This is a genomic window from uncultured Bacteroides sp. (assembly GCF_910585845.1).
Lineage (GTDB): Bacteria > Bacteroidota > Bacteroidia > Bacteroidales > Bacteroidaceae > Bacteroides.
Map to the genome: position 1 here is coordinate 16,780 of NZ_CAJUHF010000011.1, position 13,634 is coordinate 30,413.

A 13,634-nucleotide genomic window follows, 5' to 3' on the forward strand; every position below is an offset into this window, starting at 1 on the left:
GAATTTAGCTGTTTAAATTATTCGTTTTAATCTCCCAAAAACCGTTTCTTTTGCCGTTTTTGCGCTCGATGATGCCTTTTTCGGTCAAATTTACGGTAATGGTCTTGACTGTTCTCTCAGATTTGCCTATATGCGCAGCGATTTCTTTTTGCGTAGCTTTAGGCTGTTCTCGCAAGAAGTTGAGCACGGCAACTTCTTCCAAAGTGCAACTCAAAGTGCAAATATTACACTTTGAAGCAACGTCATTGGATGTACTTGCACTTTGAATGTTTTGCGAAGAAGATTCCTGCACAAGCATTGTCCGATTCTTTAGCTCGTTATGCTCATGTAGAATCAAGTTCCGGAAGAATGCTTCAATATATTCGGTAGTAGCATAAATGCCTTTGCTCAAATTGTTGTAGTTGGCACGAACCAAGGCATTACGGAAATACCATGAATGATTGGCAAACGCTTCGTTGCTGATGTCGAAACCAAATGTGCGCAGGTATTTGATTGTGAACACTGCCGTGGTACGGGTGTTCCCCTCACCAAAAGCGTGAATTTGCCAAACTCCGGATATAAACTTGGCGATATGCGTGATAGCGTCGCTAATGTTCAAATCCTTATAGCTGAAATTCTTCTCCTGCATAAAATCATAATCAAGAGTTTCTCGTATGCTGTCGGCACTGGCATAAAGTACGGTCTCACCTTTCAGCACCCACTCCTTTTTGGTGATATTGTAATCCCTGACCTTTCCTGCGAATTTATAGATACCTTGGAAAAGTCGGCGATGAATGGTGATATATTCAACAGGCGAGAATGTGAACGTCTTCTCCGACAATATCTCTGCGATACGTGCCGACACCTTATCGGCTTCTTCCGTTCTGTCTTCTATGTCAGCTCGGACAGTCTTAGACTGATAGTAACTATCAATAAGTTGTTTGGCTTCTTCGATAGTTATATCTCCCTCGATATGTTGACGAGCCGTTTGTATCAGATATTCAGACGGTTTCAAATCGTCCACCGCCTGCAATCCGATAGCAGTCTGCCAAGCATAGCCTTTTTCTCTTTTCTGAGGCTCACCCTGTCTTATATATTCTTCAAAGTCATTCATAATATAAATATAGCAATTTGACCACAAATAATCGTAGCCTATTGTACTTCGTTTACGTAGTTTTCAATTTCACGATTCCACTTTATTGTAACTACACCGTTCCTTATCTCTGGATAGAAATAGATTGAATCTTTCTGAGAAGAAAGGTGTTGTGCATCTATTGAATAAATGCGTGTCCTTTTACCATCATTGACATTCATAATCAAAACATCAAAATCAGAACTACTTCCGTATTTTATCCTACATTTCTGACTTTTCCCTATATTTCTATTTATAATCTTTTCAATCATATTGCATTGTGTAAATGATTAATAATCAAAACTCATATTCCCAGACATTAGCTTAGGCAGGAGTGTATCACGGAGAGAAGCCAAACGAGAAATTTCTATTCCATTAGCTTGCTTTTTTGAAAGTAAGAGCGAAACAACAAGATTAAACCTTGATATTATTTCTTTGGGTGGAATAACAAATAATTCTCTCTCTAGCAAACTATTGATATTTAAATTCTTTAGTCCATTAGAACCATTTTCATATATAAACATCACTTTTTTGTCGTAAAGATATTGCCACAAAAGGTAAAAGAATAAAGAAAAACTTTCTTTAATCTCCAACGATTTGCAGAAGTTTGTACATATCAGCGCATTATCGCAATCTGCAATAAAAGTTTTATCAATTAGTACAATACGACCTGTCGATTGAGTTGGCGAACCACCGGAAATTTCTACAACAACATTTCCATCACAAAGAGTTTTCTCCCTAAAATTCTTTTCCAAGATATAGCGAATAGGCATTTTGCCTTTGCTTCCTTCTTTAATATCAGGAAAATCTGCACCTCTCATACAAAATGTCCTCATCGTGTGGTTTCCCATCTGTTCATCCTTACCCCAATCCCCGGATTTAACTTTTTCAACGAGGTATTTCAATGGCTTTACATTCCATCCATATGGTCTTCTCCCAAAGTCATCATCCACAAATTCGCCATCCTTAAACGGCTCGAAATCCACGAACCAAGCCTTGAACAACGCCTGCGCCTGCTGCTCTAAATTATCATTTATACGGCGGTTCAACTCGATTTTGTCATCAAAAGATGACAGAATAGACGAAATGCGTTTTTGTTCATTTATACTTGGTGCCATAAATGAATAATTCCTCATTGTTTCCAATGATACATTCTTAATTGTTGTGCCTGTAGCTAAATGTGTTATTGTATCTTTAAATTGTTGCGAGGCAATAACATAATATATAAAATTCAGGTCGAAATTATCTGCCACATTAAAGTAACAAGCACTTTTACCTAAAATGCATGCTTCTCCCTTATATTTTGCAACATTGCCGATTGTACCATTAATAGAAACCAATATAGTTCGCGGGGTTAGATTTTTTCTATACTTATTAGCTTCATATTCTGAAACACGCTTTGTTGAATCCTTTATCTCAATTTTTCCATCAACAAGATTATTCCCATTGATAAAAAACACAGTTCCATTTTCGTCATATTTTGGAGTTCCATGTAAACCATCACCCAAAATGGTAGTTACATCCTTTAATTGGTATTCTTTCCACTCTTCCATAAATGAGAATTTAGCTGTTTGTTTGACCATCTAATGTGGCTTCTATCTCTTTGATTGATGGCATTGTTCCTTCAACCTTTTCAGGATAGAGTTTTTCAAGCTCATATTCGGATATTCCGAGAGGCTGACTACTTGATTCTAACGCATATTGAGCCAACGTATTGCTTTTCTGCTTGCAAATGAGTAATCCTATTGTCGGATTATCGCGCCCCTCCTTGCGAAGAAGATGATTGCAAGCAACAACATAACCGCCTAATTGACCGGCATCAGCAAAGTCAAACTCTCCGATTTTTACCTCTACTACCACATAGCAAGACAATTTAAGATTGTAGAAAAGCAAGTCTATAAACTTCTCTTTCTCTGCTATTTGCAAGCGATATTCTTTGCCTACATAGGCGAAACCTGTGCCAAGCTCCAACAGAAAGTTTGTGATATTGGTGAGCAATGTATCTTTTAGTAGTCGTTCATTATATTTTCCTCGTAATCCCGTGAATGAGAAATCGTAGGGGTCGCGTGTTAGTTCCTGCGCCAAATCGCTATCCACATCAGGGAGCGTACTCTTGAAATTTGTGAGAGCCTTTCCGCTGCGCTCATACAGATTTGTGCCTAATACATTGAGTAATATATCCCTGCTCCATCCATTCTCTAATGTTTGGCGGACATAGAACAAAGCCTTGTCTGAATCAGTCGAACATTTGTCTATGATATAACGATGATGTCCCCAAGGAATAGAGAATAAATCAGAATATAATCTTTCCACAAGCTGTGGAAGATTTTCTTTCTCAGATTCTTCCACAATTTGTGGAAGAATCGCAATCTGTTGTTTATAAAGAGTATAGAAACGTTTTGCGTAACGGATTGATGTTTCAGATAATCCTTCCACATCAGGCATTTCATGGCGCAAGTCACGGCTTAATGTAGCGTAAAACTTACTGCCATACTTGTTATCTGCTTGCTTTTCTTCAATATCTTTACCAAGTTCCCAATAATAGCGAAGCAATTCTCTATTCACTTTTATAGCCGCCTTGATTTGGCTGCCACGATAACGCTTTACAAGCTCTTTAACCCATAAAGTGTAATCCTTATCTAATATGCCGATAGATTTAACCATTTTATTTCTCCGTTTTTATTCACTAATTTTTAGTTCACCAGACATTAGCTGTGGGAGAAGCGTGTCACGCATCTTTGCCAACCTTGCATTTTCAAGACTGTTAGAAAGTATCGTTTTGATAAAAGGAAGAACTATGTCTCCATACCTTTTTACATACGGACTTTCATTTGAGTATATTGGAAGACACTCAATATCTTTTGTATTTATACCGGGGATTGCAGCCTTTCCTCCAATTGAATTTAATTGGTTCATAATGTATGGTGTACGCATATAAAAATATGCAAACGCATTATAAGCGTTATCCATTAAGTCCAAGATGAAGACATGCTCATTGATATACATTTCGTTGAAAGGAAATCCTTCTCCAAAGATAGAGAAATTTGGAATAAAATATCCCGGTTTGCCTCCGTCTTTGTAAATCAATAGCTCATATCCATTTATCTTTCCCTTTTTTATAGTTTGAGCATATTCTTTTGGAATGTACTTTGTCTTAGAATAGTCATAATACCCCAATCCTTTGATATTTTCCGCCCCAATGCTTGGAACGCCTTCAAAGGTTGCACCACCTTTGGGTCTTTTTCCACTTTCTATATTGTGAGGTATATCTTCGATGTAAACTATTGGTAACTCTTTGGGGGTACTACCGAGAGCTGAATCTACAAATTCACCGCCTCTGAATGGCTCGAAGTCTACGAACCACGACTTGAACAACGCCTGCGCCTGCTGCTCTAAATTATCATTTCCTTGTCTGTTTTTCAGGAAAGATGAGCCACTGTTATGTGTCAAACAATACCACATGCTAATTTATGAATTTACGGTGTGAGAGTTTGACATTGTTTTGATTCACCATTGCATAGTGCATGGTAGTATCAATCTTGACATGACCAAGTAAGCGTTGCACTTGTTCCACAGGCATACCTTTGTCGATAGCCATTGTTGCCAATGTACGGCGAAACTTGTGAGGATGAACACGCACGATCTTTGCAGAGCGGCCAATTTTGCGCAGACGAGTTTCTACCCCCGAAATCTCCAAGCGTTTATGCGGTTTAGCTAAAGAGACAAAAAGAGCCTTATTTCTGTCTTTGCGAGAAGCTAAGTATTGTTGTAGATGAATCTTTGCACGGGCATTGAAGTAAACGATGCGTTCCTTGTTACCCTTGCCAAATACGATACATTCACGCTCTGTGAAGTTGATGTCTTCTCGATTGAGTTTTACCAATTCGCCTACACGCATACCAGTTGAAGCTAGTAAGTCGATAATGGCAAGATCGCGGATTTTAGTACAATTGTCACGGAGCTGTTCGATATTCTCATCACTCAATACCTCTTTTACCTGTGTACCTGTTTTTACTTTGTGTATTCTGCGGACGGGACTTTTGATAATGTAGTCCTCTTCTTCGAGCCAAGAAAAAAATGAGGAAAATATCCGACGGATATTGTCAATAGTCACTTTACTTGATTTGTTTTTTCGCTGGAATACGGCAAGGTAGGCTCTAATGTCCTCGGTCGTGTAGTCAGTCACCTTTTTAGGCATCTTCTTGAATAGCTGTCGAATGGTAGAGCCATAGTATTTGATTGTCGGGGTAGTGCAACCCTCCACTTGTTTTGCAGACAGAAATATGTCAAGCAGGCGGTCGTTAGACGCTGCATTTTCGTGCAGTGTCTCGCCGTCTTCGGTAATAGTGTATTGGCTTACAATTTGAAGCAATACGCTATTAAGGTGAGTTACTTGTTCAAAACTTAACACTTCTGTCATTGCGGTGCTGATTTCCTGAATTAATTTTTCTTTCATATTCTTCGTTATTATATGGTGAACCTAACGAAGAGTAGAAGCTATATCACTTGACGGTGAAGCCGATTTTTGCCAATTGCTTGCGGATTTCGTCTTCGAGCGTGTGCGACTGGGCGAATAAATCAGACAGTTCGGAAGTGAGGCGTTCCATTTTTTCTTGAAATGGTTCGCCGTCTTCCTCCACTTCGGCTATGCCGACATAACGTCCGGGGGTGAGGATAAAATCTTGCTTCTCTATATCCTTGATTGTTGCAATGGCTGAAAATCCCTTTTCGGTTTCAAGCGTTCCAGCACGGAACTGCTCAAAAGTATCTGCGATACGTGCGATGTCATTGCCATGCTCCTCCGTTTCTTCTCCACAAGAGAGTTCACGGTGTGTGCGGTCTTTCATATAGCCCATGTTACGAGCATCTATGAAAAGCGTTTTGCCCGGTTGTGCTTTCTTTTTTGTCAAAAACCACAAGCAACAAGGTATCTGCACATTGTAGAACAGTTGGGATGGCATGGCGATAATACCTTCCACCAAATCGGCTTTGACAATGTTTTCACGAATATCTCCCTCTGTTCCCTGTTGTGAGGATAGCGAGCCATTGGCAAGAACCAAGCCGATGCGTCCATTGTCTGCCAAGTGATACAACATGTGTTGCATCCATGCAAAGTTGGCATTTCCCTCCGGTGGTATACCGTATTGCCAACGTGGGTCGTCACGTAACTGGTCACCACCCCATTTGGAAATATTAAACGGTGGATTTGCCATTACGAAATCCGCTTTCAAGAATGGATGTTTGTCATCGTGAAAGGAATCCCCGAAACTATCGCCAAAATTGGCTTCAATTCCACAAATGGCAAGGTTCATTTGCGCTAATTTCCACGTATTGCTGTTAAGCTCCTGGCCATAAACGGATATTTTATTGATATTACCCTGATGGCGTTCAATAAACTTACTACTCTGCACAAACATACCGCCCGAACCACAAGCAGGGTCAAAGATTTTTCCCTTATAAGGCTGAATAACTTCAACTATGGTACGGACTACACATGAAGGGGTGTAGAACTCACCACCTTTCTTGCCTTCTTCACGGGCAAATTCTCCAAGAAAATATTCATATACGCGTCCAAGCACATCACGAGCTTCCGAACCTGTAAAGTGGAGGTTGTTTTCAAAAATATCAATTACGTTACCCAAGCGGCGTTTATCTAGTTCTGGACGAGCATAGTTCTTGGGAAGAATGCCTTTGAGCTGCTTGTTTTCTTTCTCCAATGCTTCCATTGCCGCATCAACGACAGCTCCGATTTCGGCAGTAAGTGAGGCATTGACAACTTTCTCCCAACGAGCATCGACAGGAACAAAGAATATGTTATCGCCAATATATTCGTCTGGGTCTTCCTCAAAGCCTTCACCTTCAGCAACAAGTTCGTCATGCTTAACTTTGAAGCAGTCGTTGATATATTTTAGGAACACAAGTCCAAGTACCACACTTTTATACTCGGCTGCATCAAGATTGCCACGTAATTCGTTTGCCGAATCCCACAATGTTTGCTCGATGGTTTTCTTTACTACGTCCTTTGTTTTTGTCTTTTTTGCCATTGTCGTATATAAAAGCGGAAAACTCCGCCGCTATCCCTGCGAGGCTGACCAAAGCCCATAAGACAGCGAAGGAGTTTCATATGTTGCTTTATCGTTTTTATTCTTCAGGTCATTAGCGCAGTTGAATTTTGATTGCAAAGTTAACACCTTTTTCCCGATTTTCCTTGCGTAATTCAAGAAAATGTGTACATGCATGTGAAAAATACGAAGGTTTTGTGTGCTATAAATACAAAGACAAAATAGTGATACTAAAATGGTACTAAATTGCAAACTTTTGCTTCGATTTCGTTTATAAAAGAATGAATATCAATTTGTTGTAAAAATGTGTGTTTTGTTGCCCAGTGTATGTGGCGTTTGCTTCTCTTCCCTATTTATTTCCGTTTTTCTGTTTTTGTATCTTTCTTTGTCTTATGTTTCAATAATTTTTCTTTTCTTTGCAAAGGAGCAGTTTGGGAAGTGGAGAGGGAGCTCTCAATTCTCTACTTACTAATAGTGTGATCTGTAATTTTGGTATACATAACAGTAATTTGTTTATAAGAAATAAGGGATACAATTCCTATTTTTGTGACCTAAATTAATAGTATTAGGTAAGAACGTTTTCAGTAAAGATGAGAAAAGAAAGAATGATACTGTGTGCTTGCTGTCTGTTGGGGGCAGTAAGCATGCATGCACAGACAAATAGAGACAGCCTGCAGATAGCCGGCAGTTATGCAATCAATGAAGTAGTAGTGACAGGAGCACGCAGCGAGACGGACGTGCGCCATTTGCCTATGACCGTCTCGGTAGTGGGGCGCCCGCAACTCGAAGCCGGCAAACAAAGCTCCGTACTTCCGGTGCTGAATGCACAGGTTCCCGGATTCTTTTCCACTTCGCGTGGTGTATTGGGCTATGGAGTATCCACCGGAGCATCAGGTCAGATGTCACTGCGCGGAATCGGAGGTCCTGCCCAAGCCGGACTGCCTACTACCGGATTGCTGGTCCTGATCGACGGACATCCCCAGTACATGGGCTTGATGGGGCATCCCATTGCCGATGCCTGCCAGTCGATGATGGCTGAGCGTGTGGAGGTGCTTCGAGGTCCGGCATCGGTGCTCTATGGCTCCAATGCGATGGGAGGTGTCATCAACATCGTTACACGTAAGATGCAGGGAGACGGGGTGAACACAAATATCCACCTCGGTGCCGGTTCGTACGGAACCATACAGACCGAAGCGACCAACCGCGTCCGGAAAGGACGCTTCAGTAGTGCGGTGACCGCCTCCTATAACCGCACGGACGGGCATCGCGCCAATATGGCTTTTGAACAGTACGGCGGATATCTCAAGCTGGGATATGACTTCACGGACAACTGGAAACTGTGGGGAGACGTCAACATCACCCGCTTCAATGCCACCAATCCGGGAACAGTAGATCGCCCATACCTCGACAACGACCAGCGTATCACCCGCGGAATGACATCCTTCGCCTTAGAGAACCATTACAAACGGACGTCGGGAGCGCTGACCTTCTTCTACAATTGGGGTGACCATTGGATAAACGATGGATATCAGCCCGGCAGCAATCCGCTGGACTATCGCTTCAACTCCAATGACCAGATGCTCGGTCTGTCGTGGCATCAGAGTGTGCAACTTTTCCAAGGAAACCGCGTGACCGTAGGTGTCGATTATTTTCATTTTGGCGGCGAAGCATGGAACCGGTTCTCCGACGGGCACCGCGAGACTTCGGCAGATAAGTCGCTGGACGAAGTAGCGGGTTACGTAGATTTCCGGCAAGACCTTGCCTCCTGGCTCACGTTCGATGCCGGCGCACGTGTGGACCATCATTCGCAGACGGGAACGGAGTTTGTACCGCAGGTAGGATTGGCTTTCCACCTCCCGCAGGACGCCGAAGTCAAGGCTATGGCAAGCAAAGGATTCCGTAATCCTACCATTCGCGAGATGTATATGTTTCCCCCGCAAAATCCGGACTTGAAGCCCGAGAAACTGTGGAACTATGAGCTTTCCTTCTCGCAACATCTCATGGAACACCGTCTGTCGTATGGTGTAAACCTCTTCTACATCAATGGAGACAACCTCATTCTGCGCCTTCCCAATCCGGCAGGCAGCGGAATGCTCAATCAGAACTCAGGCAAGATAGAGAACTGGGGAGCGGAAGCGAACATCGGATACCGCCTCAATCCGATGTGGAGCCTCACGGCAAACTACAGCTGGCTCCACATGGAGCATCCGGTGCTGGCTTCTCCCGAACATAAACTCTACGGAGGCGTGAACTTTAAGAGAGGGCGTTGGAGCGCATCTACCGGTATCCAGTACGTGAAAGGGCTTTACACCGAACTGGATTCGGACGTCAAAGAGGACTTCGTACTGTGGGACGTACAGGCGGACTTCAAGGCAAGCCGCCTCCTGTCGTTCTATGTGCGCGGCGAGAACCTGCTGGCACAACGTTACGAGATCATAGCCGGCTATCCGATGCCGAAAGCCACATTCATGGGGGGAATAAACATAAGTTTTTAAGCAAGTATTTGGTTTATATAGTCAAACGGAATTGAACGGTGAAAAGAGGAGTTATCGGAGTAAACGGGAGTTCTCGACCGATAGATACCTTTATAAGTTGATACCTTTGTAAGTATGTGATTTGATAAATATATGATTTGATAAGTTTGTGAGTTGATGAACTACATATATAGATTGTTTGTGAAACTTAAATAAATAATATTCATAAGAAAAGAAGTATGTTACGAAAAATCAGACTAACGTTTGCCATCTTCTTCTTCGTGCTGATCACGCTTCTGTTCCTCGATTTTACGGGGACGTTGCACGGTTGGTTCGGTTGGATGGCTAAGATTCAGTTCCTGCCTGCGGTGTTGGCACTGAATGTAGGGGTTGTGATCGCCCTGATTGTATTGACGCTGCTCTTGGGACGTGTGTATTGTTCGGTGATATGCCCCTTGGGTGTCTTTCAGGACGTGGCGGCATGGCTGGGTAAAAAACAGAAGAAGAACCGCTACTCCTATTCGCCTGCGCTCAATTGGTTGCGCTACGGGGTGTTGGCTGTGTTTGCATTGGCTTTGGTAGGGGGCGTAGGCTCTTTGGCTGCGCTGCTTGCGCCATACAGTGCGTACGGACGCATCGCCTCCAATCTTTTCGTCCCTCTCTATCAGTGGGGAAACAATCTGCTTGCCTATCTGGCAGAACGTGCGGACAGCTATATGTTCTATTCCGTAGATGTATGGGTGAAGTCTGTGGGAACATTTGTTGTAGCTGCCTTGACGTTCGTCATCCTTGCCGTGTTGGCTTGGCGCAACGGACGTACCTACTGCAACACCATCTGTCCGGTGGGCACGGTGCTGGGATTCTTGTCGCGCTTCTCTTTGTTGAAACCGGTGATCGATACGAGCAAGTGTAACAGCTGCGGTTTGTGTGCACGCAACTGCAAGGCATCCTGCATCGACTCGGCAAACCACAAGATAGATTATAGCCGCTGCGTAGCCTGTATGGACTGCCTCGGAAAGTGTAAGAAAGGAGCCATCCGCTATGAACGTCCGCGCAAGCAAGTGCAACCCTCCTCCGCGGCTGCCGGAAAAGCGGACAGCGGTCAGGCAACGGAGAAAGTGGATAATGCACGTCGCGCCTTTTTCTCTGCCGGAACTATGTTTGCTGCCACTACCTTGCTGAAAGCGCAGGAGAAGAAAGTGGACGGTGGTCTGGCTGTCATCGAAGACAAGAAGATTCCCGAACGTGCGACACCTATCTATCCCGCAGGCTCGTTGGGGGCACGCCATTTCACCCAACACTGCACTGCATGCCAGCTCTGCGTGTCGGTATGTCCCAATCAGGTTTTGCGTCCGTCCGGCAATCTGCTGACGCTGATGCAGCCGGAGATGTCGTACGAACGCGGCTATTGCCGTCCCGAATGTACCAAGTGCTCCGAAGTATGTCCCGCGGGTGCCATCCGCCCCATCAGCCTTGCCGATAAGTCATCTACCCAGATAGGCCATGCCGTATGGATCAAGAAGAACTGCGTGCCGCTGACGGATGGGGTAGAGTGTGGCAATTGTGCCCGCCATTGTCCGTCCGGTGCCATCACGATGGTGCTTTCCGATGCCGAAGATGACAAGTCGCCGAAGATTCCGGTTGTCAATGTAGAGCGTTGCATCGGTTGCGGTGCCTGCGAGAATCTTTGTCCGGCACGTCCGTTCAGTGCCATCTATGTCGAGGGGCATGAACGCCATCGGGTGATTTAATAATAGTAATGTGATAAATGTTAGAAACATATATGGAAGAACATAATAAAAACATCAGCCGCAGAGATTTCCTGAAAATCGTAGGTATCAGCGCAGCCGCCACTACGGCAACTGCCACTCTCGTCGGCTGCAAGCAAAAAGACGGGGTGACTGCCGGAGGTAGTGCTTCCACTCCTGTGCCTATCGACAAGATGACCTATCGTACCTCTACCACGCAGAAAGACCGTGTCTCCCTGCTCGGCTATGGCTGTATGCGCTGGCCGACCATCCCTTCGACGGACGGAAAAGGAGACATCATCGACCAGGATGCCGTGAACGAATTAGTGGACTACGCCATTGCCCACGGAGTGAATTATTTCGATACGTCTCCGGTTTATGTGCAGGGATGGTCGGAGAAGTCGACGGGCATTGCACTGAAACGTCATCCTCGCGAGAAGCTTTTCATTGCTACCAAGCTCTCCAATTTCAGCAATTACAGCCGTGAAAACTCCATTGCCATGTACCGCAAGTCCTTCGAAGACCTACAGACGGACTATATCGATTATTATCTGCTCCATTCCATTGGCGGCGGCGGAACGGAAGCTTTCAAGGCGCGCTATATAAATAATGGTATGATCGAGTTCCTGCTGAAAGAGCGGGAGGCAGGGCGCATCCGCAATCTGGGTTTCTCCTTCCACGGTTCGGTAGATACGTTCGATTATGCGCTTTCCCTTCACGACGAAGTGAAGTGGGATTTTGTGCAGATACAACTCAACTACGTCGACTGGAAACATGCTTCGAAACGTAATGTGAATGCGGAGTACTTGTATGCAGAACTGGTGAAGCGTAACATTCCGGCAATCATCATGGAACCGTTGCTGGGAGGCCGCCTTTCCAACGTACCTACCCACATCATGACACGTCTGAAACAACGTCGTCCCGAAGACAGTGTGGCATCATGGGCATTCCGTTTTGCCGGTTCTCCGGAGATGGTATTGACCGTGTTGAGCGGCATGACGTATATGGAGCATTTGCAGGACAACATCCGTACCTACTCTCCGTTGGTTCCTCTGACCGAGGACGATAAGGAGTTCCTGGAAGAGACGGCACAACTGATACTGAAATATCCCACGGTGCCCTGCAATGACTGTAAATACTGTATGCCCTGTCCCTATGGCATCGACATTCCGGCGATACTTATACATTATAATAAATGCGTGAACGAAGGCAACGTGCCCAAGAGCCGTCAGGACGAAAACTATAGGCAGGCACGCCGTGCTTTCCTCATCGGATACGACCGGAGTGTGCCTCGTCTGCGTCAGGCAAGCCATTGTATCGGTTGTAACCAATGTTCGTCCCACTGTCCGCAGAATATCAATATCCCCAAGGAGTTGCAACGCATTGATACCTTTGTGGAACAGCTGAAACAGGACGGGGAGTTGGAAAACTCTTCCCGTAAATAGGGCTTCGCGCTTACTTCTGTAACAAAAGCCGCTGATATCGTTGCCGGATGAGAGGCAAAGGTGTTAGCGGCTTTTCTATTCCTAAGGGCCGATGATTGGAAAACCAGGCCGTTTTTTTTGGGGGGGTAGGGGCGGAGGATATCAATGTAGACGCACTGTCACCGCTGCGGGTTTACTCGTGATGATAAGGTCCTCCGCTGAGTATGTTCATTGCCCGATACAATTGCTCCACAAAGATAAGCCGCACCATCTGGTGCGAGAAGGTCATCTTGGAGAGGGAGATCTTCTCGTGTGCCGCTTGATACACCTTGGGCGAGAAGCCATAGGGGCCTCCGATGACGAACACAAGCCGCTTGTTTACGGTATTCATTTTGCGTTTCATATAGTCGGCAAACTCGATGGAACGCATCTCCTTTCCCCCTTCGTCCAGCAACACGATGACGTCGCCCGGCTGGAAGGCTTTACATATCAGTTCGCCTTCTTTCTCTTTCTGCACCTCCATCGAGAGACTTTTGGTATTTTTCAGTTCCGTTATGACTTCCATCTCAAAAGTCAGGTAGCGTTTCGTGCGTTGCACATAGTCGTTGATGGCAGTGATAAAATGCTGTTCTACGGTTCTTCCTACTACGAGTAAGGTTGTTTTCATGCTGTTTTGGTTATGATTTGCGCACAAAATTAGTACTTTATTGTTGTATTTTATAATAAATGCTTACCTTTGCGTATATATTTAGTTAACAAGAGGAAGATTTGGCAGGCAGAAGAGCGGCTTTTTGTTCCTGTATGAAAAGGGAAAA

Annotated in this window: 10 protein-coding genes; 3 read left to right on the forward strand and 7 right to left on the reverse strand. The window is 44.5% G+C overall.

Annotated elements, in window-relative coordinates:
- Positions 1-4 precede the first annotated feature (4 nt).
- From QZ323_RS04950 to QZ323_RS04975, 6 genes are all read right to left on the reverse strand, one after another.
- Positions 5-1,093: a Fic family protein gene (locus tag QZ323_RS04950; protein WP_294633301.1), complete on the reverse strand. Its 1,089-nt coding sequence runs from the start codon at positions 1,091-1,093 to the stop codon at positions 5-7.
- 308 nt (positions 1,094-1,401) lie between these two features.
- Positions 1,402-2,694, reverse strand: a complete 1,293-nt coding sequence (locus QZ323_RS04955) for a restriction endonuclease subunit S (protein ID WP_294633303.1) — start codon at positions 2,692-2,694, stop codon at positions 1,402-1,404.
- A complete protein-coding gene (locus tag QZ323_RS04960; RefSeq protein WP_118404474.1) occupies positions 2,675-3,775 on the reverse strand; it encodes a PDDEXK nuclease domain-containing protein in 1,101 nt (366 codons plus the stop codon). The genes QZ323_RS04955 and QZ323_RS04960 overlap by 20 nt, the downstream gene beginning before the upstream one ends.
- 15 nt (positions 3,776-3,790) lie before the next feature.
- Entirely contained in the window at positions 3,791-4,573 is a 783-nt protein-coding gene (locus tag QZ323_RS04965; RefSeq protein WP_118404475.1) for a restriction endonuclease subunit S, read from the reverse strand.
- A gap of 1 nt (position 4,574) precedes the next feature.
- Positions 4,575-5,567 carry a site-specific tyrosine recombinase/integron integrase gene (gene xerA, locus QZ323_RS04970; protein ID WP_294633304.1) on the reverse strand — a complete coding sequence of 331 codons (993 nt, stop codon included), beginning with the start codon at positions 5,565-5,567 and terminating at the stop codon, positions 4,575-4,577.
- A gap of 46 nt (positions 5,568-5,613) precedes the next feature.
- Positions 5,614-7,155: a class I SAM-dependent DNA methyltransferase gene (locus QZ323_RS04975; RefSeq protein WP_294633306.1), complete on the reverse strand. Its 1,542-nt coding sequence runs from the start codon at positions 7,153-7,155 to the stop codon at positions 5,614-5,616.
- Positions 7,156-7,763: 608 nt separating this feature from the next.
- On the opposite strand from QZ323_RS04975, the gene QZ323_RS04980 reads away from it, so the two are divergent.
- From QZ323_RS04980 to QZ323_RS04990, 3 genes are all read left to right on the forward strand, one after another.
- Positions 7,764-9,668 (forward strand): TonB-dependent receptor, encoded by a 1,905-nt coding sequence (locus QZ323_RS04980; RefSeq protein WP_294633307.1) that lies wholly within the window; start codon positions 7,764-7,766, stop codon positions 9,666-9,668.
- Between the two features lie 218 nt (positions 9,669-9,886).
- Positions 9,887-11,398, forward strand: coding sequence for a 4Fe-4S binding protein (locus QZ323_RS04985; RefSeq protein ID WP_294633309.1), 1,512 nt, complete (start codon positions 9,887-9,889; stop codon positions 11,396-11,398).
- Positions 11,399-11,430: 32 nt separating this feature from the next.
- The gene (locus QZ323_RS04990; protein WP_294633311.1) at positions 11,431-12,840 is read left to right on the forward strand and encodes an aldo/keto reductase; all 1,410 of its coding nucleotides are present in this window, start codon (positions 11,431-11,433) and stop codon (positions 12,838-12,840) included.
- A gap of 172 nt (positions 12,841-13,012) precedes the next feature.
- Here QZ323_RS04990 and rlmH read toward each other — a convergent pair whose 3' ends face one another.
- Positions 13,013-13,486 carry a 23S rRNA (pseudouridine(1915)-N(3))-methyltransferase RlmH gene (gene rlmH, locus QZ323_RS04995; RefSeq protein ID WP_294633312.1) on the reverse strand — a complete coding sequence of 158 codons (474 nt, stop codon included), beginning with the start codon at positions 13,484-13,486 and terminating at the stop codon, positions 13,013-13,015.
- Positions 13,487-13,634: the final 148 nt, after the last annotated feature.